Origin of the sequence: Pedococcus sp. NPDC057267 (assembly GCF_042668795.1) — a bacterium.
In the GTDB taxonomy this organism is placed as follows: domain Bacteria; phylum Actinomycetota; class Actinomycetes; order Actinomycetales; family Dermatophilaceae; genus Pedococcus.
This window is the reverse complement of sequence record NZ_JBHUYG010000007.1, coordinates 13,469-34,519: the sequence shown is the minus strand read 5'-3', so window position 1 is coordinate 34,519 and position 21,051 is coordinate 13,469. Positions and strand designations below refer to the sequence as shown.

The following is a 21,051-nucleotide window of genomic DNA, read 5'->3' as shown; positions in this document are numbered from 1 at the left end:
CCGCCGCCCCCGGACCAGGGCGCGGCCCCTCAGCAGCCGGAGCGCGGACGTCCGGCGAAGGAGCATCGGATGCCTCGCATCGCCCTCGTATCGACCTCGGACACCGACCTGCTGAGCGCTCGAGCCAGCGCAGCCGACTACGTGTGGGCCAACCCCGCACGACCCGGACACGCCGACCTCGGCGAGGTCCTCAGGTCGGCCGAGGTGGTCGTGGCGCGCATCCTGGGCGGTCCCCAGGACGTGTGCTCCGGGTTCCGGGAGATCGCCGCATCCGGTGTCCCGCTCATCGTCCTAGGTGGTGAGCAGACCCCGAACGCAGGGCTGATGGAGCTGTCCCGGGCCGTTCCTGCCGGCGTTGTGCACGAGGCGCACCGGTACCTCGCGCACGGCGGACCGGACAACCTGCGCAACCTGCACGCCTTCCTCTCCGACACCGTCCTGCTGACCGGGGAGGGCTTCGACGCGCCCCGCGAGCTGCCCACCTGGGGCCTCCTGGAGCGGCCCGGCAGGCCCCTCGTGCCAGGGGGTGCGGATCGCGTCCGGCCCCGGGTCGGCGTGTTGTTCTACCGGGCCCAGGAGGCTGCAGCCAACACGGCATACGTGCACGCGCTCTGCGACGCCATCGACGCCGCGGGTGGTGTCGGTGAGCCGATCTACGCCGCGTCCCTTCGTGATGCTCCCACCGACCTGCTGGAGCACCTGGGCGGTCTGGACGCGCTCGTGACCACGGTCCTGGCGGCGGGGGGCACCAAGCCGGCGACCGCCCAGGCGGGAGGCGAGGACGAGGCGTGGGACGTCCAGGCGCTGGCAGCCCTCGACATCCCGATCCTCCAAGGCCTGTGCCTCACCTGGAGCAGGGCCGAGTGGGCCGGCTCCAGCGAGGGCATGTCGCCGCTCGACGTCGCGACGCAGGTCGCGGTCCCGGAGTTCGACGGCCGCATCATCACGGTGCCCTTCTCGTTCAAGGAGACCGACGCCGACGGCCTGCCCCACTACGTTCCCGACCCCGAGCGGTGCGCCCGCGTGGCCACGATCGCGGTCAAGCACGCACGCCTGCGCCACACGCCCGTCGAACAGCGCCGGATCGCCATCGTGCTGTCCGCCTACCCGACCAAGCACTCCCGCATCGGGAACGCCGTCGGCCTCGACACGCCGGTCTCCACGGTCCGGTTGCTCCGGGCCCTGCGGGAGGCGGGGTACGACCTCGGCCCCCGCGGCGGCATCCCAGGGCTCGACGACGTGCCGCCCGTCGAGGGCGAGGCGCCGGACACCACAGCGGGCAACGCGCTGGTCCATGCCCTCATCGCCGCCGGCGGCCAGGACCCGGAGTGGCTCACCCAGGAGCAGGTCAGCGACGCGCAGGTGCGCATACCGGCAGCAACCTACGCCGCGTGGTTCGACCGCCTCCCAGAGGACCTCCAGGACGCCATGACCGAGCACTGGGGGCCGGCGCCCGGTGCCCTGTACGTCGACACGACACGCAACCCGCAGGGCGACATCGTCTGTGCCGCAATGACTTCCGGCAACATCGCCATCCTCGTCCAGCCACCTCGTGGCTTCGGCGAGAACCCGATAGCGATCTACCACGACCCCGACCTCCCGCCGACGCACCACTACCTGGCCACCTACCGCTGGCTGGAGGAGGAGTTCGGTGCCCACGCGGTCGTGCACGTCGGCAAGCACGGCAACCTGGAATGGCTGTCGGGCAAGAACCTGGGCATGTCGGCGTCCTGCGGGACGGACGCCTCCCTGGGCTCCCTGCCGCTGGTGTATCCCTTCCTCGTCAACGACCCGGGGGAGGGCACCCAGGCCAAGCGTCGCGCCCACGCGACGATCGTCGACCACCTGGTCCCCCCGATGGCCAGGGCCGAGAGCTACGGCGACATCGCGCGGCTGGAGCAGCTCCTCGACGAGTACGGCAACGTCACGGCCATGGACCCGGCGAAGGCGCCGGCCCTGCGCGGCGAGATCTGGACCCTGATCACGGCTGCCAAGATGGACCAGGACCTCGGGCTGTCGGGTCGCCCGGGGGACGAGGAGTTCGACGACTTCGTCATGCACGTCGACGGGTGGCTCTGCGAGATCAAGGACGTCCAGATCCGCGACGGCCTCCACGTGCTCGGCGAGGCCCCGACGGGGGAGGGGCTCGTCAACCTCGTCCTCGCGGTGCTGCGCGCCGGGCAGGTCTTCGGCGGCCGTGATTCCGGGGTGCCAGGCCTGCGTGCAGCCCTCGGACTGGCGGAGGGAGCCCCCACGGTGGAGACCGACCGGGTCGAGCAGCTCGCCCGCGACCTCGTGGTTCGGGTGGCCGACTCGTCGTGGGACGTCGACGCCGTTGCCGGCGTCGTCGAGGAACTGTGTGGACAGCCGAACCCCGGTGCCGAGGCAGCGCTCCGGTTCGCCTGCGAGGAGGTCGTGCCCCGGCTGGCGGAGACGACCCGCGAGCTGCCCATGGTCCTTCACGCCCTGGACGGGGGGTACGTCCCGGCCGGTCCCTCCGGGTCGCCGCTGCGGGGTCTGGTGAACGTGCTGCCCACCGGACGCAACTTCTACTCGGTGGACCCCAAGGCCATCCCCTCCCGGCTCGCGTACCAGACCGGCTCGGCGATGGCCCAGTCGTTGCTCGACCGGTTCGTCGAGGACGAGGGCCGGCTGCCGGAGTCCGTCGGACTGTCGATGTGGGGCACCTCGGCGATGCGTACCTCCGGCGACGACATCGGCGAGGTGCTCGCCCTGCTCGGGGTCGTGCCCGTCTGGGACGCGCAGTCGCGCCGTGTCGTCGGGCTGGAACCGATGTCGCTCGAGGAGCTGGGACGCCCACGGGTCGACGTCACGGTCCGGATCTCGGGATTCTTCCGGGACGCGTTCCCCCATGTCATCGCCCTCCTGGACGACGCCGTGACCCTCGTTGCGTCCCTTGACGAACCGGTCGAGCACAACTTCGTCCGCAAGCACGCCCTCGCGGACGTCGAAGGCCATGGCGACGAGCGGCGCTCGCGCACGCGCATCTTCGGTTCGAAGCCGGGGTCCTACGGGGCAGGCGTCCTGCAGGTCGTGGAGTCGGGCACCTGGCGGGATGACACCGACCTCGCGGAGGTCTACACCGCCTGGGGCGGTTACGCCTACGGGCGTGGGATGGACGGCGTCCCGGCGCGCGAGGACATGGAGCGCAACTACGGGCGGATCCAGGTGGCTGCCAAGAACGTCGACAACCGCGAGTCGGACATCTTGGACTCCGACGACTACTTCCAGTACCACGGCGGCATGGTCGCGACCGTCCGGGCACTCACGGGCGTCGAACCGAAGGCCTACGTGGGTGACTCGACCTCGCCGGACGCGGTGCGCACCCGAACCCTGCAGGAGGAGACCCACCGGGTCTTCCGGGCCCGAGTCGTCAACCCCCGCTGGATCAGCGCCATGCAACGGCACGGCTACAAGGGGGCCTTCGAGCTCGCCGCCACCGTGGACTACCTGTTCGGCTTCGACGCGACGGCCGGCGTGGTGCAGGACTGGATGTACGAGTCGATCGTCCGGGAGTACGTGCTCGACGAGACCAACCAGGCGTTCCTGCGACACGCGAACCCCTGGGCGCTGCGCGGCATCGTGGAGAAGCTCGGCGAGGCGGCCGACCGGGGGCTGTGGGCGCAGCCAGACCCCGAGCTGGTCGAGGCGATGCAGCGGGTCTACCTCGACGTCGAGGGGGAGCTCGAGGGATGAGGGAGACCTGGCCCCGGCCCGTGCCGCTCGTCGGAGACCCCACCAGCGCACGTCAACGCAGCGAGGACCCCCGGGGGTGGGCCATGGGGCCCGACGTCACCGCCGCCCTCGGGTCGGTCGTGTCCGCCCGTCGCGACATCCGGCGCTTTCGCCCTGACCCCGTGCCGGACGACCTGCTCACCGAGGTGCTCTCCGCGGGCCACCGTGGACCGAGTGTGGGCCACTCTCAACCGTGGCGGTTCATCGTCGTCCGCGACGGCTCGGTGCGGGACCGCGCGGCCCACCTTGCCGACCGCGCGCGCCTCGCCCAGGCCGAGCACCTTTCGGACGACCGTGCCGCCCGGATGCTCGACCTGAAGCTCGAGGGCCTGCGCGAGGCGCCGGTAGGGGTCGTGGTCGCCTGCGACCGGCGCACCCCCCCGCTCGGGGTGCTGGGACGGGCGACCTTCCCCGACGCCGACCTGTGGTCGTGCGCGTGTGCGATCGAGAACATGTGGCTCACCGCCCGCGCCCACGGACTGGGGATGGGGTGGGTCACCCTCTTCGACCCGGCCGACCTCGCAGGGCTGCTCGGGCTGCCGGAGGGGGTGGTGACGCTGGGCTGGCTGTGTCTGGGGTGGCCCGACGAACGACCGCCGGCTCCGGGTCTGGAGCGAGCTGCGTGGTCGAGCCGGATGCCGCTGTCCGAGGTCGTCCTGCACGACCGATGGCCGTCCTCCGGCGAGGGTCCCCTTCCTCCTGAGTCGCACCTGCGTGGGCCGGTGCAGGACCGGCTGGTCGCGGCTACGGACGCCTCCGACGAGTTCCTGGCGCCGGCGGATGCGCTCGGCGTCCTCGACCGGGCCCTGAACCGGGTCGAGGCGCTGTCGGCAGGTCCCGTCGAGGGAGGGACCCTCGTCCTGGCCGCCTCGGACCACCCGGTGGCCGCTCTGGGCGTCAGCGCCTACCCGACGCACGTCACCCGGGACGTGGTCGGTGCTGCCGTTGTCGGTTCGTCGATGGGGGCGGCCGCCGCTGCCGCCGCCGGCTTCGGCCTCGTCGTGGTCGATGCGGGCGTCGACGGCGGCGCGGTCGCAGGCGCGACCTCGCTGCGCCCTCTCCGCCCTCGCGGGGACCTGGCCACGTCCGACGCGCTCACCGCCGCGGACGTGGACCGTCTGCTCGCCGGTGGCCGTGAGATCGGCCTCCGCGCCGCGCAATCAGGCCTCGTCGTGCTCGGCGAGGTGGGCGTCGGCAACACGACCGTCGCGGCCGCCCTGTCGTGCGCCCTCACGGCTCTCGAGCCGCGTGACGCCGTGGGGCTGGGCGCCGGCGCCGACAGCGCCATCCTGGAGCGAAAGCGGGAGGTGGTCACGGCCGCACTGGCGCGCACCCAGGCCAACAGGGACGCGGCGACCTCGCCCGCGGAGCACGCTCGGCTCTGCCTGCAGACCCTGGGGGGCCCTGAGGTGGCTGTCCTCGTGGGAGTCGTCCTCGGGGCGGTCGAGGCCCGCGGGGTGGTCGTCCTCGACGGGCTGTGCGCGTCCGTGTCCGGTCTGCTCGCCGCACGCCTGGAGCCGGCCGCGCAGGCCCACCTCGTGGCGGGGCAGGCATCGCGGGAGCGTGCCCACCCGACGGTCCTGCGGGAACTGGGGCTCGAGCCGTTGCTGTCCCTCAGGCTGCGCGCCGGTGAGGGAGTCGGGGGCTGCCTCGCGGCCTCGATGGTGGTGCAGGGGCTGCGCATGCGCCGGTTGGTCGCCCGAACCGCTCCCGAGCCCGGCCCCCGGTCGCCCGCAGGGGGTCAGCCGGCGGACAGCGTGTAGACGTCCATGATCCATCCGTGCCGTTCCCGGAGTGACGCCCGCAGGGCGACCAGGTCGTCCACCACGTCCGCCAGCCGCCCGCTGCGCAGCTCCTGCTGCGGCATCCCGACGTAGGCGCCCCACCGAATGACCAGATCCGGGGCGACGTCCACAAGAGCGCGGCAGGCCAGGGCGCCGTCCAACATGACCACGACCGTGCCGAGGTCCGGGCGCCACTCGGCCACCAGGCGTCGTCCGGTGGTCACGTGGACCGGTCGGCCAACTGCGTGGAGAACCACCCCGTGGGCGGCGGCGAGGGCCTGGAAGGCGGAGATCCCGGGCACGACGCGGACGTCGAGGCTGGACCGGGCGGGCAGCGCGTCCACGATCCGGATGGTGCTGTCGTAGAAGGCTGGATCGCCCCACACCAGGAAGCCGATGACCGCGTCCTCCGGCAGGCCGTCGAGGATCTGTGCATAGGCGTGGACGCGTGCCGCGTGCCAGTCCGCGACGGACCTCTCGTATGCCGTTGCGCCACTCCCGTCCTGAGGCTGGCGCTCGGGGTCAGGCACTGTCACGAGCTGGTAGCTCCGTCCGGCGTCGATGAACCGGTGGCAGATCGCATGACGCAGGGCGACCAGCTCGTCGGTGGCATCGCCCTTGTCGGCGACGAGGAAGACGTCGACCTCGTTCATGGCCGCGATCGCCTGCTGGGTCACGTGGTCCGGGGAACCCGCCCCGATGCCGATGACCCAGACGGTCCGTCTGCCCGCACCGCTCATGCTGCCTTCTCCATGGCCCAGGCGAGGAGCTGGTCGAGGTCCAGGTGTTCGGTGACCGCGTCAGCCAGCCGGTCGATCATGGTCTCGCGACGGGACGCGAACGACGGTGCGCCCGCCTGCGGACGCCACGGCGAGCCTGCCGCCTCCGCGACCTCGGTGAGCCACGCCCGCCGGAAGTCGTCGCACTCCAGCGTTCCGTGCCAGATCGTCCCCCAGACCGTTCCCGAGCAGGTACCTCCCGGAAAGGACGCCTCGGCGGAGACGATCCCGTGGTGGATCTCGTAACCGGACACGGGGTGTCCCCTCCAAGAGCCGTGAGGCCTGCCGAGGACCTTCTCGTGCCGGAACTGCGTGGTGGCCTCGAGGTGACCGAGCCCGTGGACCCGCTCCACCGTGGACTCGACGGTGTCCTCGATCATCGACCCGAGCATCTCGTAGCCACCGCACACCCCGAGGACCGGACGAGCGGCGGCCACGCGGGCTGCCACCACCTCGTCGAGGCCACGTCCTCGGAGCCACGCGAGGTCGTCCACCGTGGCCCGGGAACCCGGCAGGACGAGGAGGTCGGCCTCTCGGCAGACGGAGGGGTCTGTCGTCACGCGCACCTCGACTCCCGGTTCGGCGGCCAAGGCGTCGACGTCCGTGGCGTTCGAGACCCGAGGGAAGCGCACCACGGCCACGCGCAAGGGCTCTGGCGAAGGAGTGCTGGGGCTGGTCGGGTGCCAGCGGCCCACTGACAGTGCGTCCTCGGAGTCGAGCCAGACGTCCTCGAGCCAGGGCAGGGTGCCTAGCCACGGCAGGCCGGTCCGGTCGGAGACGACCGACAGCCCGGGCGCGAGCACGTCGTGGTCGCCGCGGAACTTGTTCATGACGAACCCCCGCAACATCCCGCGGTCTGCAGGAGACAGCAGGGTGCTCGTCCCGACCACTGCCGCCAACGCGCCTCCCCTGTCGATGTCGGCGACCAGGAGCGTCGGCAGCTCGAACCGCCGCGCGAGACCCATGTTGACGTAGTCGCCTGCGCGCAGGTTGACCTCTGCAGGGGACCCTGCCCCCTCGCACACGACCAGGTCGACCGAGTCGGCGAGCTCCTCGTATGCCGCGAAGGCCGCCTCGGCCAGGTGGGCGCGCCCGGTCGCGTACTCGCCGGCGCCGAGTTCGCCGGCAGGTCGACCGCGCAGCACGACGAAGGCTCGTCGGTCGGAACCTGGCTTCAGGAGAACAGGGTTGTGGAGCAAGGAGGCCACCACACCGGCGGCCTGGGCTTGCAGGTACTGCGCCCGCCCGATCTCCGAGCCGTCCTCGCACACCATCGAGTTGTTTGACATGTTCTGGCTCTTGAATGGTGCCACGCGAATGCCTGCACGGGCCCAGGCCCGGCAAAGGCCGGTGACGACGAGCGACTTCCCTGCGTCCGACGTCGTCCCGGTCACCAAGAGGCCTGCCACGCCCAGACCCTACCGGGGTGCGGTCGTGGGTTGCGCCTAACCTGTTGCAGTGCCCGTCGTGCAGGTCCACCTCGTCCGCCACGGGGAGTCGACGTGGAACCGGGAGGGCCGTCTGCAGGGCCAGACCATCCACCCCCCGCTCACGGCACGCGGCCTCCAGCAGGCTTCGGCGGCGGCGACCACCGTGGCGGACTTGTTGGACGCCCCTGCGATGCTGTGGAGCAGTGACCTCCTCCGTGCCGCGCGGACTGCGTCGGTGATCGGCAGGCACCTCCGACTACCCGTGCACCACGAGGAATCACTGCGCGAGCAGCATCTCGGCACGATGGAGGGCAGGCTTGCACGCCACTTGCGTCCGCAGCCGACGCCATCGGGGCGGCATGTCGCCGACGTCCGCTGGGGTGGGGGCGAGAGCGTCGCCGATGTCTACCGCCGGGTGGGCCGGTTCCTGCGCCGGGAACTTGCCTCCGCGTCTGAGTGCGGCGCTCGTCATCTCGTGGCGGTGAGCCACGGGGACACGATCCGCGTCGCCACCGCGTGGCTCGCGGGGCGAGACCACCGGAACGTTGACTGGAAGCCTTTGCCCAATGGAAGCGTGACGACGGTGTCCGTCGATCCGTGGTGCTTGACCCGAATGGATGGGGATTGAGCGCAGGTCCGCCATGGGCGTCCCATGACGGCCGCTGGTCGACCCCAGTTCCTGCGATGCAACCCGTCACCGGCACACGTCATGGAGCGTCGCGAGCCCGTGTTTGATCGGCGCGGGTGCCAGAGCCAGCGTGACTGCGTTGCGCCCCCTCTTGGCATGTTGAGTTCCGAGCGGTCGCCGGGGGCCAACGGCCATCGGATGTCTTGGTGAGGTGTCGTTCTGCGGCAAATCTCGTCCCTTTGCGGGAGGCCAGGCACCTGACGCTGCGTGACCCTGTATTCACGGTTGAGCAGGGCGTTCCGGAGCTGCACAGGGTCGGCGCGGGACGGTCGCCGCGCCGGGCCCATCATCCTGGCGCGGCGATCAGCCCGGAGAACGCCGCAGCGGGTACCCGGCCCATGACCACCAGGCCGGACGGCGTCATCGCGAGGTTTGCCGGCTCGCCAGCGCCCTTGAATGCGATGGCGAAGGCCTGAGGTGGGGTGATGGTGGATATCCGATGGGGGCACGGCTCCGGCTCAGGACTTGGTTGGCCCAATGACGGTGCCAGGCCGGAGCAGTCACGGACACTGGTGCTCGCCGTGTCCGCGTCGCTGTCGCCTCTGGCTCCGTGGTCGAGTGCGCAAGGCTGGCTCCCCATAGATGCCGGGTCGTCCGCGGGGTACTTCGTCGTCCTTGGTCCCGCATCTCCCGCTTTCGCCGTCTGGGAGCTCCTCAGGTCACTTCGAACGTTGCGCACCTGGCCAGTGGCGGACGCTCTCGAGCGTGTGCTGGCACGCGCGTCTGCGATCGTCAGCGTGCTCATCATCGTGGTCTGTGCCGATGCCTTGTTCGCGTTGGCCGCCTGCGTCGCGGGCGGCGGTGGCAGCTAGCTCATCGGGAAGGATGTGGGGCGCCGGCCCTGTGCGTGAGGGAGGGACCGGGGTGCAGGCTTTCGCGGAGGTGTCCCGTCAGGATGCGACCTGAGCGAAGTCAACCGTGGAGGCAAAAGGAACACGGCCGACACCACTGCACAAGGGTCCGCGGGGCGGGACGAACTTACGCTCCGGTACCTCGCGGGCCTGCTCGAGCACCGTCTGCATAGGCCGAACCGTTCTGAGCGTCAGCGGCGTATGCCTGCGAGTTCGCGGCGGAATCATGCTGCCGCCGGTTCTGAGCCAGACCAGCCCACACCCGATGGCCACGCCACCGCGGTGACGCCGCTCCTCACAGGGGCCGACGGTCTGATCCTTGGCGGATCGGTGATCGTGCTCCTCTTTGCGGCCGGGGGGGGCCGGTTACCGACTACCAATCGGCCATGTTGGGTGCCAGTTGAGACGCGAAACACAGTGGGCTGCGCGCAGGCTGAGGGTTCAACTGGCGGTGTCGTCGGAGTGTGGCGGTGCATTATTCAACTACGTTGCCACATGGCGCAATCGCAATCTGAGGGACTTTACCTAATCCCTCCAAACGTATGGCTACTCCATACTCGTAACGACCCGAACCTTAAGCGCGGAGTGTCGAACGCGGTCCGGCGATGCGAGCATTTGCGGAACGCAAAGCAAGGAGTGGGCGCGATGACGTCAGAACTCAAGCAAGGCCCGACCCTGCCAACCCGCCAGCGTGGGCTGGCCGACGGCGATCCACGAGGCCCTGTCGCCGTGCGAAGTGTACGAGTCACATGCCCCACATGCTCAGCTGAGGTGACGTCGGTAGTCGACCATGCCTTGGCCGGCGCGGCGCCCGGGGGCCACACGGGGGTGCGTTGGACCGCCGAGGAAGGAGTCGTCGAAGCCACGCTCCAGGCGCTTCGGGCGTGGAGTGATGCGGCGCCCGCCCCGGACGCGCCGGTCCACGCCGCGGACGTTGACGCGTCCCCTCGAACGCCTGACCTCCGACTAAGCTCTACAACCGGATTTCCCGCGGCCGTGTCCACATCTAGTCCAACCACGGCAGGCGCACGCCGTCGCCGCCACGGCTTCCTCGCGCGAGTGCTGACCATGCGCGCGTTCCGGATGGATCGGGAGACCGTACGCGGGATGCGTGAGCACGACGCGGCGGTGACGACCCTCCTCGACGCCGCAACCAGCGACGGTGTTCTGGCACTCCACCACCAACGGCTTCCTGGCCGTCGTGCGGCGGTAGCCCACCTCGCGATCACAGCGTCTGGCATCTTCGTCATCGATGCTCGGCATCTTCAGTCGCGCTGTGCGGCGTCACAGGAGGTTGGCGACCCGACAGACCTCCCCTACCCGGCGGATCTTCGGGTAGGGGAGGCCATCACGAGGGTTCGATCGCAAGTGGCTGCGCTTCGCTCAGCGCTTTCGGCCATCGAACTCGCCGATGTACAGGTCGAGGGTCTGGTGTGCACCGGCTCGACGCGCAGGCTAGACAGCCTCCGGCAGGACGATGAGGCCTCGGGAGTTCGAGTCGTGTCGCTGGACGGTCTGAACGAACTGCTCGCAGTCCAGGGACCGCTGGAAGGCCCCGATCGAGCCACCCTGCACGAGTTTCTGACGGCACAAATGAGTCCTGCAGCTTGAGTTGCATGACCTCAACGCGGCCGTAGGGGTCGCATTCCAGGGGAGGTGCGATGGTGCAGAGTGGGCTGGGCTTGACGCCCATGTCTTCGCCTTCTCACGCCGCGCCCGTCCCCGGACAGAGGCTGCGTTGGGTCGTACCGGTGTGGGTCAAGGGTGGTCGTAGGCCATCATGCAGTGACGCGCAGCAACCCTGAGGCATGGCCCCGGGGCGGGCTGGTTCGGCCGATCGTTCAGTGGTGACGGGCTGTTTGCGCCAGGATGCGGTGTCGTGGGCGGCTGGGCGCTGGCAGCGCGGGTGCCCCATCGCGGGGCCCTGGCCGTGACGGCGGCGGAGCCGCCGTTCTTCACCCGGCTTGGCCTCGAGGCTCGGGTGGATCGGTGGCCGTTCGCGGTGGTCGGTCTCTTGCTGGTGGTCATAGGCTTTGTCCGTGCGGCTGGCGGTGGTGGGCGCGGGGGCGGTGGGTGGAACGCTTGCGGCCTTGTTGGACCGCGGGGGGCACGACGTGGTGGTGACCGCGCAGGGTGAGAGCCTCGAGGTCATTCGCAGGGCCGGCATCGAGCTGTCTGGGGCCTGGGGTGAGTACGTGGCGCACGTCGTTGCGTCGGAGGTCCTGGACTCGACCCCGGACATCGCGTTCGTGTGTGTGAAAGCCCAGGACGCGGCTGCCGCGATCGAGTCGAACGCGGCGCGTCTCGCGGGGAGCGTGGTCGTGGTCGTCCAGAACGGTCTGGACGGGGTCGAGAGGGCTCGGCGGCTGCTTCCCGAGTCCCGGTGCGTAGGCGCCGTTGCGGTCTTCGCTGCGGACCGCTGGTCTCGTGGTCGTGTGACTGTGGCGACGCCGGGTCCGCTCCTTGTCGGGGAAGGAGGGGGCGAGCCGTCGCAGGCCGCCGTGCAGGTGGCGACGGTGATGGCACAGGTGATGCCGTGTGAGGCGGTGAGCAACTTCACTGGTGTGCAATGGACGAAGTTGGTCGTCAACCAGGTGAACGCGGTTCCTGCCATCACTGGGCTGAGCGCTCAGGAGGTTCTCTCTGATCGGCAGCTGCGGCGCATCATCGCCGCCAGCATGCGGGAGGTGATGCGCACGGGGCGTGCGCTGGGCGTTCGGTTCGGCTCGGTACCTGGGCTCGATCACGGCGCGGTGCGTCTTCTTGCGGGGCCGCTGCCCGTGGGACAGTTGCTGCTCCTGGCTTCGCGGCGCCGCTTGGGCTCCACCCCGGTGACAGGCTCGACCTTGCAGAGCATCCGGTGGGGCCGTAGCACCGAGATCGACCACCTCACCGGAGCCGTTGCCTCTCGCGCCGCGGCCGTGGGTCGTAGCGCCCCGGTCAGCGCGGTCTTCACGGAGCTCGTCCACGAGGTCGAGCGGACCGGACGATTCCTGTCTCCGGCCGAGCTCGTGCAGCGCGTCGGGCCGGTGTCGTGACATCGCTCGCGCCCGGCCGAACCCGTGTGCCTCGACGACGCCGCGGGTTCAGACGCGGCCCACCCTGGCGCACTGGGGTGGGTGCCCGTCGAACGACCGCGGCAACAGCCGAAGTCAGACGCTTGGGTAGGGCAGATCCGCTGCTGCCTCCCGCGGTGTAGGAGGACGCGAAGCCGAGGCGCGCCGCAGGTGAACAGGGGATTTCGCCCTTTTGGCGGAGGTCTTTCGCCCTCATTGGCGGGATAACGGTGGATGGTCGGTCGCAGCACCGTCCGGTGCCGGCCTCCGCACCTTGCCGGGACGGTTTGGGGACCGGTCGGAGGAGGCATCATGCGACGGATCTTGGTTGCACTGGCGTGCTCGATCCTCGCCCTCGGCGCCACGGCGTCGACCGCTTGGGCGGGCAGCCCTCACTTCATCCAATCGGCGTTGTCCGCGTCGGCGTCCGGGAACACCCTGACCGTCGCGGGCAAGGAAGCCGGTCTAGGCGACGAGGACCAGATCCACGTGGTTCTCACCGCGACTGCACTGTGCGTCAACGGGGGTGAGAACCACCCGAAGGCGGTGAACAAGGAGTCCGTGTCTGCGGCTGGTGACTTCCCGGTGCAGAACGGCAAGGCGGACTTCACGCTTCAGGTCACCGCAACGTTCCAACCGGACTGCGTACCGCCGATGACGGTGGCATTCACTGACATCACGCTCACGGACACCACGAACAATCTGACGGCAAGCATCCCGGGCACGCTTCCGTAGTGTGCAGGCCCTGGACGCCGGCCACCCTTCCGGCGCCCAGGGCCATCCGTTTGTGCGCGTCACAGCTCGACTCCCCACGCTGCCGACCTGGGACCCCGGGCGAGGGGCCCGGCCGAGTTGAAGAGTTCGGCCCGCTTCGTCTCCGCGGCGGGACGGAGGGCGGCGGACCGGAGCGAATCGCGCCCGACGGGCATGGTCGGCAGGCGTTACCGCCCGGAAGAACAGGTGGCGAACTGATGGTGGACTTGCTGCCCCGCGAGCAGAAGTTAGGTAAACCTAAGTTAGGTTGGGCTCATGTCGATATCCGAAGCTCGTGTCAGCGCGTGGCGGGTGGTCTTGATCCCGGCCGCGCTTGTTGCTGCCGCGGCTCACATTCCGATCACGGAGGACCACTTCCACGAGGCGCCGCACGTGGGGGTCGGGTTCGTGGTGCTCGAGCTGGTCGCGGTGGTTCTGGCTGTCCTGATGTGGCGTCGTGAGAGCCAACGGGTGTACCTCGCAGCCTGCGTCGTCGGAGCCTTGGCGGTGGGGGCGTACGTGGCCAGTCGCTGGGTCGGCCTGCCGCAGATCGGCGACGACGTCGGCGACTGGGCCGAGCCGCTTGGAGTCGTGGCGGTGACTGCGGAGCTGGTGCTGTGTGTCGGCGGAATCGCGGCAGCCTCTGGTCGTCTCGGGATGATGGTCGCTCGCCGCGTCGGCGCCGCTATAGGTGTAATTCTGCTGGGTACCGGGGTGGGGGCGACGTTCGCCGCGAATGCTGCCGAGACGACCGCGCCACACGGACACGCGACGACGTCGGCGGGCAGTGGCTACTGGGACCGTCAGGTCGGCGGCGCCCCGTTCCGAAGCAACGGGGTCACGCGCACGTACTACATTTCCGCCGACGTGGTGCCGTGGAACTACGCCCCGGCCGGCCGCAACGAGATCACGGGCAAGCCATTCGACTCGGTCGCGGACACCTACGTCGCCGCAGGCCCCGGCCGGATCGGGTCGACGTACGACAAGTGCCTGTACCGCGGGTACGACGCCGCCAGCTTCACCCATCCCCAACCGCGGGCTGCTGACCAGCAGTACCTGGGCATGCTTGGACCGGTCATCCACGCGGTGGTCGGCGACACCATCAAGGTGGTGTTCCGCAACACCTGCCCCTTCCCGGCCGCCGTGCACCCCCATGGAGTGTTCTACGCCAAGGACAGCGAAGGTGCCCCCTACAACGACGGCACCACGAGCGGGGACAAGGCCGACGACGAGGTGCCCACCGGCGGCACGCACACCTACACCTGGCAGGTGCCCGAGCGGGCCGGCCCCGGCCCCCATGACGGAAGCTCGGTGATGTGGATGTACCACTCCCACACCGACGAGATCGCCGACACCTACGCCGGCCTCATGGGACCCATGGTGGTCACCCGGGCAGGGTGGGCGCGCCCGGACGGCACCCCCAAGGACGTCGACCGCGAGATCTTCACCGAGTTCTTCATCGACAACGAGACCCAGTCACCGCTGCTGGCCCGCAACGAGCGGCGATACGGCACGCCGCCGATGCCCAGCCCCGGCGCTGACCTGGATGACGACTTCGTGGAGAGCAACCTCAAGCACTCCATCAACGGATACCTGTACGGCAACATGCCCACGATTACGCTCCACAAGGGCCAGCACGTCCGCTGGTACGTCATGGGCATGGGCACCGAAACCGACCTGCACACCCCGCACTGGCACGGCAACGACGTCGTCGTCAGCGGCATGCGCATGGATGTCGTGAACCTGCTCCCCGCCAGCATGGTCGTCGCCGACATGGTCCCCGACAACCCCGGCACCTGGCTGTTCCACTGCCACGTCAACGACCACATCAAGGCGGGAATGCTGACCCGCTACACCGTGCTCTCGTAGCTCACCTGCCACGCCGCGGGTCGCACCCCGCCCTGGCGGATTGTTGACGTCGAGGTCCAGGCTCCGGTACGTCCGCGGAACCCGCTCCGGCTACCGGGGGCCGCGTCAAGGTTTCCTCAAGGCGCGTGGGCGGACCATCTGGTGTGCATAGGCTGGTGGCGCGGCGGACTGGCGTTGGTCCCCCACCAACGATGTCGGTTCTCCGCTGCGCCCTCACCGCATCCCCTGTACGCGGTGGGGGCGCCCGCATCCGGCCCCGGTTGCAGGCGGTGCTTCCCGGGACGGGGCAATGTTGACGGCGGCACCGGTAAGTCCGGCACCGGTAAGTCCGGGCGCCCGGCGACAAGGCTGGCGCACCCCTCAAGCCTTCACCTCAGTGCCCCGGCAACTGGCTCAGGGTGACGCCCTCCGGCGCGGGCGGCGACAGTCCGCAGGGGGCTCGTCCTGGTGGATCAAGTCACCACTGAGGGCGACCCCGCTGTTCAGGCCTGAGGCCGGGGTCCGCGGGGCCTGCATCAAGGACCTCGCTGATAGTGTCCACGCTGCCTGCGAAACCTGGTACCGGCATCGCCGGGTGTCGGAAATCGCTGGACCGTGGCGAAGGTGGGTGGGAACGTACGAAGGACTACCCCGGGGGGTCAGCATGGACTACATCCTTATCCCAGGTGCCGGCGGACGCGCTTGGTACTGGCACCTCGTGGTCCCTCGTCTGGTCGAGCGCGGCCACCGTGCCGTTGCCGTGGAGCTGCCAGCCGATGACGACACCAAGGGACTGTCCGACTACGCGCAGTCGGTACTCGGCGACAGGCGCCGCAGACCGGATCGTCATCGTTGCAGCGTCCCATGGGGCGTTCACCGCACCCGTGGTTGCTGGTCCTCTGGCCGCGGCCGCGGTGGTCCTGGTCAACCCCATGATCCCGGTCCCCGGCGAGTCGCCGGGGGCCTGGTGGGGCAACACCGGCGCTGTCGAAGCACGCGCGGCGCGAGCGGTGCGCCTGGGCTACCCGGTCGAGTTCGACCCGGGCGCTTACATGTTCCACGACGTGGCCCGAGAGGTTCTGGCCACGGTCACCCCCAAGGGGGAGCAGTCGCAACGACCCTTCCGCGACCCGTGCGACTTCACCACGTGGCCCCCGGCGACAACGGTGGTCTCGAGCAGGGACGACCGGTTCTTCCCGCTGGAGTTCCAGCAGCGGCTGGCCCGGCAGCGCCTCGGCGTCGAACCCATCGTGGTTCCCGGCGGGCACTTGGTGGCGCTCGCCCACCCCGACGAACTGGCAACCGCCATTCTCACCGCGACAGGTGGCACGTGCGGCTCAGTCATCGCGCCGGTCAACCACTCTGGGTCGGGGAGGGACAGGGTTCGTCTGGTGATCGCGAAACGTGTTCACCGGGCGCTGCCCAACTCCTCGTCAGACAGGGTCGACCTCGATCAGAATCGGACCCATCCGGCGGAAGGGGCATTCGCGATGTGGGCCATCAAGGCAGAGTCCTGTTTCGACGGTGAACGCTTCATCCCCGACGGGCTGACCGTGCTCGTCGAGGGTGACCGGATCAGCGGCGTCGAGCCGCTGGGGTATGACGTTCCCCAAGGGTGCCCGGTCACCACGTATCCCGGGACGCTCCTCCCAGGCCTCATCGACGGGCACGTCCACCTTGTCGCCGAAGGAACCCGGCCGGGAACGCCCGGCAGCCTGGAGCTGACCGGGGCTCTTGCCGACGAGGAACTTGACGAGGCTGTGCGCCGCAGCTTGGCCGAGCAGGCCCGTAGCGGGGTCACCACGGTGCGTGACCTGGGCGATGTGCGCTACCGAGCCCTGGTGGCGCGGGACCGGCGGAGTGCGCTCGAGCCGCGGGTGGTCGCAGCCGGACCGCCCCTGACCGTCCCTGCTGGGCACTGCCACTTCCTCGGAGGCGCGGTGCAGGGCGTCGAGGGTGTGCGGGCGTCGGTGCGCGAGCACGTCGAGCGTGGGGTGGACCTGGTCAAGGTGATGGCCAGCGGCGGCATGATGACGCCCGGCACGGACGTCCTCGGCGTCCAGTTCACCCCCGAGGAGCTGCGCGCCGCAGTCGAGGAGGCCCACGCCGCGGGGGTACGGGTGGTCGCGCACTGCCACTCGGAGGCCGCCGCACGTCACGCCCTCGCAGCCGGGGTGGACGGGCTCGAGCACGCGACCCTCTTGGGCGCGGACGGGGTCGGGTGCCCGGCGGACCTCATTGCGGACATCGCTCGTGCCGGCCTGACTGTGGACCCGACTCTGGGGTGGGACCCGGCCAAGATCGCCCCGATCGAGCAGGCGCCGGCGCACATCCGGGAGCTGGTGGAGCGGTTCGGCCTGGCGCCGGACGAGCTGCGCCGGCGACGCGCCGGGCAGATGAGCCGGTTCCGGGAAGCAGGGGTACGGGTCGTCAGCGGTCTGGATGCCGGCGTGTCGCCATCGAAGGCGCACGGGAACGTGTGGCGAGCGGTGGCCGAGCTCGCGGACGCCGAGTACACGCACGCCGAGGCCCTGACCACGGCCACCTCGGTCGCCGCCGACGACTGCGGACTGGGCGGCACGACAGGTCGCCTGGCGCCGGGCCTGGCAGCCGACCTCCTGGTCGTCGACGGTGACCTTGCGCGTGACCTGCAGGTGCTGGGACAGCCCGCTGCGGTGTGGGTCCGGGGCAAGCCCGTGCCCGAAATGTTGTCCTTGAATTCTGCGTAGCACGACCTGTCGATCGACGGCGACCAGAACGCGCAACCGGAGACGGAGGTGTGGCGGAATGCCAGACGGACAAGCCTCACGTGATGGCTCTGCGAGCGACGACTCGGCGCTCAACACCACCGGTCGGGCCGGACCGGGCACCGGCTCCCGGGAGCGGAAAGCTCTGCAGCTCCTCGGGGAAGCGCACGACCGCCTGGCGGCCCGTGCCGCAGAGCTCTCACCGAGCGGCGCCACGCGGGGGTCGTTCTGCACCGACTGGTCCGTTGCCCAGGTCTTTTCGCACCTGGGTAGCGGCGCGCAGATAGGTGCGCTGGCGCTCGAAGCCGCGCGCACCGGGGCACCGCCTCCAGACCCGTGGCCGGTGTGGAACGTGTGGGACGCCAAACCGCCCCTGACCATGGTGGCCGACTTCGCGCCCTCGGACCGCGCTTACCTGGACGCCTTGGACGAGGTCGTCCCGGAGGTCGAGGGCGGCCATCAGCTGCTCATCCCGATCGACGGCCGGCCGTGGCCGCTGGCACTCGCCCTGACCGCGCGCCTGGTCGAGATGGCCCTGCACGAGTGGGACATCGCCGTCGCCGGCGACTCCACCGCCGAGGTGGATCCGGCGGCCGCGGCGTTCGTACTCCAGGCCTTCCCGCTCCAAGTGGCGGCGCAGGGCGCTGCCGCATCGGTGGTTCAGGGGTTGGCGCCGCTCACCGCCGAGGTCGAGGTGCGTGACCCCACGGACCTGTTGCACCTGGACCTGCTGACGTCTGGTGCGCGGCTGTCTCGACAGACCCCGCCCGCCGAGGAGGAGCCGGACGCGCTGCTCACCCTGCCGGATGCCGCCGCGTGGATGCGCTTGGTCAGTGGGCGGTGGCGGCCGCGGGTCGACGACGAGCGCGCCCGGCTGACCGGCGACCTGACGTTCGCAGACCTCTGGCAGTTGTTCCCGGGGTTCTGAAGCCGACGACAGCCGCCGTGACGCGGGACAGAAGGAACGAACGGACGGTGGTCACGGGCGGAGGGAGGAAGCGGTGGGTTCGGACGGGTTCGTCGACGGCGACCTGACCCTCGACGACGGACGGGCACTGGCGTGGCGGAGCTGGGGAGGACCCGGACGGCATCCCGGTGCTGCGGTTGCAGGGCGCGCCCGGTTCGCGGCTTTCCCGGTACCCGCGAACAGGGCTCTGGCGGGAGCGGGGCGTGCGGATGGTGATGGCGGACCGACCCGGCTACGGCAGGTCGACGCGGCACCCGGGGCACGGACTTGCCAGCGTGGCGGATGACCTCGCACAACTCCTGGACCACCTGGGGCTCGAGCAGGTGCCAGTGATCGGCATCAGCGGTGGGGGGCCGTACGCCCTGGCACTGGCTGAACGGCACCCCGAGCGGGTACGGCGGGTGGCGGTGGTCGTCGGCGCAGCACCGCTGGAGGAGGCGGAGGTCGACCTCCTCATCGGGGCGAACGCCGAGGTGCGCCGCCGGGTCCGTCGCGGTGGCTGGCCGGATGTGTTCGAGTTCCTGCAAGGGATGCGATCGGAGGTGCTCAAGGACCCACTGGCCGCCTTCCGGGCCGTGATGCAGGACGCGCCGGCCGCCGACCACGCGGTCATGGCCGATCCCGAGTGGCAGGCAGTCATGAGCGAGGGCTTCCGGGAGGCGTTGCGGCCCGGGGCCGAAGGCTGGACAGACGAGTCCCAGCTGCTCTTCGGCGCCTGGGACCTCACCCCTGAAGACATCCAGGTTGACGTGACCTGGTGGCACGGGCGGCACGACGCGAACGCGCCACTGGCGGCAGCCCAACGCCTGGCACGCCGGCTGCGCAGCTGCGAGCTGCGCGTCTGGGAGGCCGCAGGCCACCTCGAGGTCTACCACCGCGAGCCGGAGGTCCTCGCCGACGTGCTCCAAGGCTGAGCCCTTCATGCCTCGCAGCACCTCTCCCGGCAACACTGACACCAGGCCTGGGATCCCCACTGCGCGCTCAGTCCGGCGAGAAAGGCATGCAAGTAAGGCCGGGTCAAATCTGGTCGTGCTCGGTGACAATCAGTGGACTGAGCGCGCTGATGGATCTGCGGCCCCAGGTGGTGTCGCAGCTGCCGGACAGAGGCATCGCCCGGATCGCAGGCATGAGCGGACGAAGCCAGCGGCGAGTAGTCCAGGCAGGTCGCCGGAAGTGACCGACGTCCCCACTCCTGCAGAATGCCGCCGCCGCACTCGGACGTGTCGTCGCGGGGGAGAGGCATCGGCAAGTTCTGCGCGTCGGAGCTGGTCAGTCGACCGGGCTGATGCGCAGCATGACCCGCTGAGGGCTCTCTCGTCGCAGCAGCCGCTCGATGGTCATGACGGCGCGGTATTCGAAGGAGTACTTCGGCTTCAGCACCTCGTCGAGCCGGCGCATGGCAGCGTCGCCCTCGACGATCTGGGCCACGGCCCTGACCGTGGGGGCGTCGTCCTCGACGATGCCGCGACGATTGCACGGCCGCAGCTCGACCGTGCGGTTCCTACGGAGCCTCTTGACCTTGCCACTGCCGACCGGTGTGGTTACGACGAGGGCATCGCCGTCACGCCCGATCCAGACAGGAGTCGGGACGCCGACGCCGTTCTTGCGAAAGGTCGTGAGCGAGACGAACTTCTCGTCGGCGAGGTGATCGAGCGTGGTGTCGGTGGGCACGAGGGGGACGCTATCCGGAAGAGCCCGGGCACGCCCGTCGTGCGTCGAAGTTCCTGCCGTCCTAAGGGCTACCGGCGCGGGGGTGGTGGCGCACTGGAGGCAGAGTGCGCTCTACGCCTGGGAGGGAGTCGCTGGATCGATGGGCTACCGAGGGAACCGCCTACCCCACGACGTCATGCCCGCCGGCATCGTCTAGTGACCCCACTGGGTAGACGACCTCGATGACCACGGGGAGGCCTGGAACGGACGTCGGCGAAAGCTCAGCTAATGAAGAACACCGACCGTACGATGGGGATGCGGGTTCTTCCTCCTAGTCAGAGCAAGCTCGCGCCGCGCCCCCACCGAGTGCCCCTCGGTGGGGGCGCCCATGGTTGGGAGCCGCCGCACCGGCTCATCCCTCAGAGACCCGGCGCGGCGGCGTCCCCTGCAAGCCCAGGACGACGCGCTCCAGCCTCTGGGCTCACATCCAGAGCATCCCCCGATGTATGAGCCACCACTTCCCCCGAACGGGTGAAGTGAGCTCACCCCACGACCACTTGGGCGCAACCGGAGCCCCCGGGGGAACGACGGCCAGTCGAGGAGACCCCCTACCCCCGGCCGCAGCCGCACCTCCACCGCAACCCCTGAGCGATGGGGTGCCTTCTTGTCGCGCGCCCCGGGACGTTGGTCCCTGACGCGACGTGTCAGCAGCGGCATATTTCGTAAGTCGGCAGCGTCATAG

The 21,051-nt window shown here is 70.1% G+C and carries 13 protein-coding genes; 10 read left to right on the top strand and 3 right to left on the bottom strand.

The genetic code is table 11. The annotated features are described in order from the left end of the window. Positions 1-69 precede the first annotated feature (69 nt). Positions 70-3,717, top strand: coding sequence for a cobaltochelatase subunit CobN (gene cobN, locus ACFUC1_RS03210; protein ID WP_379116546.1), 3,648 nt, complete (start codon positions 70-72; stop codon positions 3,715-3,717). Further along, positions 3,714-5,519, top strand: coding sequence for a 5,6-dimethylbenzimidazole synthase (gene bluB / locus ACFUC1_RS03205; RefSeq protein WP_379116544.1), 1,806 nt, complete (start codon positions 3,714-3,716; stop codon positions 5,517-5,519). The genes cobN and bluB overlap by 4 nt, the downstream gene beginning before the upstream one ends. Here the strand turns inward: bluB and cobF are convergent. Further along, positions 5,498-6,280 carry a precorrin-6A synthase (deacetylating) gene (cobF, locus tag ACFUC1_RS03200; RefSeq protein ID WP_379116542.1) on the bottom strand — a complete coding sequence of 261 codons (783 nt, stop codon included), beginning with the start codon at positions 6,278-6,280 and terminating at the stop codon, positions 5,498-5,500. The two genes, bluB and cobF, sit on opposite strands and share 22 nt — an antisense overlap. Further along, the gene (locus ACFUC1_RS03195; protein ID WP_379116540.1) at positions 6,277-7,728 is read right to left on the bottom strand and encodes a cobyric acid synthase; all 1,452 of its coding nucleotides are present in this window, start codon (positions 7,726-7,728) and stop codon (positions 6,277-6,279) included. Before ACFUC1_RS03195 ends, cobF begins: the two co-directional genes overlap by 4 nt. A gap of 49 nt (positions 7,729-7,777) precedes the next feature. Here ACFUC1_RS03195 and ACFUC1_RS03190 point away from each other — a divergent pair, with 49 nt between their 5' ends. From ACFUC1_RS03190 to ACFUC1_RS03155, 8 genes are all read left to right on the top strand, one after another. Continuing rightward, positions 7,778-8,377, top strand: coding sequence for a histidine phosphatase family protein (locus tag ACFUC1_RS03190; protein WP_379116538.1), 600 nt, complete (start codon positions 7,778-7,780; stop codon positions 8,375-8,377). 2,018 nt (positions 8,378-10,395) lie between these two features. Beyond that, positions 10,396-10,899: a hypothetical protein gene (locus ACFUC1_RS03185; RefSeq protein ID WP_379116536.1), complete on the top strand. Its 504-nt coding sequence runs from the start codon at positions 10,396-10,398 to the stop codon at positions 10,897-10,899. 428 nt (positions 10,900-11,327) lie between these two features. Next, positions 11,328-12,326: a ketopantoate reductase family protein gene (locus tag ACFUC1_RS03180; RefSeq protein WP_379116534.1), complete on the top strand. Its 999-nt coding sequence runs from the start codon at positions 11,328-11,330 to the stop codon at positions 12,324-12,326. A gap of 330 nt (positions 12,327-12,656) precedes the next feature. After that, positions 12,657-13,079 (top strand): hypothetical protein, encoded by a 423-nt coding sequence (locus tag ACFUC1_RS03175; protein WP_379116532.1) that lies wholly within the window; start codon positions 12,657-12,659, stop codon positions 13,077-13,079. Between the two features lie 294 nt (positions 13,080-13,373). Further along, positions 13,374-14,966: a multicopper oxidase domain-containing protein gene (locus ACFUC1_RS03170; protein WP_379116530.1), complete on the top strand. Its 1,593-nt coding sequence runs from the start codon at positions 13,374-13,376 to the stop codon at positions 14,964-14,966. 863 nt (positions 14,967-15,829) lie between these two features. Continuing rightward, positions 15,830-17,674, top strand: a complete 1,845-nt coding sequence (locus ACFUC1_RS03165; RefSeq protein ID WP_379116528.1) for an alpha/beta fold hydrolase — start codon at positions 15,830-15,832, stop codon at positions 17,672-17,674. A gap of 58 nt (positions 17,675-17,732) precedes the next feature. Beyond that, entirely contained in the window at positions 17,733-18,620 is an 888-nt protein-coding gene (locus ACFUC1_RS03160; RefSeq protein WP_379116526.1) for a maleylpyruvate isomerase N-terminal domain-containing protein, read from the top strand. 167 nt (positions 18,621-18,787) lie between these two features. Further along, positions 18,788-19,573, top strand: coding sequence for an alpha/beta fold hydrolase (locus ACFUC1_RS03155; protein ID WP_379116524.1), 786 nt, complete (start codon positions 18,788-18,790; stop codon positions 19,571-19,573). A 355-nt stretch (positions 19,574-19,928) separates the two neighbouring features. Here ACFUC1_RS03155 and ACFUC1_RS03150 read toward each other — a convergent pair whose 3' ends face one another. Further along, complete coding sequence (locus tag ACFUC1_RS03150; protein ID WP_379116523.1) at positions 19,929-20,330, bottom strand: PPOX class F420-dependent oxidoreductase; 402 nt, start codon at positions 20,328-20,330, stop codon at positions 19,929-19,931. Positions 20,331-21,051 lie beyond the last annotated feature (721 nt).

What these genes read in the sequence shown, in the direction of transcription:
- bluB (WP_379116544.1), top strand. Translation starts at nt 3,714, where the DNA reads ATGAGGGAGACCTGGCCCCGGCCCGTGCCGCTCGTCGGAGACCCCACC.
- ACFUC1_RS03185 (WP_379116536.1), top strand. Translation starts at nt 10,396, where the DNA reads ATGCGTGAGCACGACGCGGCGGTGACGACCCTCCTCGACGCCGCAACC.
- ACFUC1_RS03175 (WP_379116532.1), top strand. Translation starts at nt 12,657, where the DNA reads ATGCGACGGATCTTGGTTGCACTGGCGTGCTCGATCCTCGCCCTCGGC.
- cobF (WP_379116542.1), bottom strand. Translation starts at nt 6,280, where the DNA reads ATGAGCGGTGCGGGCAGACGGACCGTCTGGGTCATCGGCATCGGGGCG.
- ACFUC1_RS03170 (WP_379116530.1), top strand. Translation starts at nt 13,374, where the DNA reads ATGTCGATATCCGAAGCTCGTGTCAGCGCGTGGCGGGTGGTCTTGATC.
- ACFUC1_RS03160 (WP_379116526.1), top strand. Translation starts at nt 17,733, where the DNA reads ATGCCAGACGGACAAGCCTCACGTGATGGCTCTGCGAGCGACGACTCG.
- cobN (WP_379116546.1), top strand. Translation starts at nt 70, where the DNA reads ATGCCTCGCATCGCCCTCGTATCGACCTCGGACACCGACCTGCTGAGC.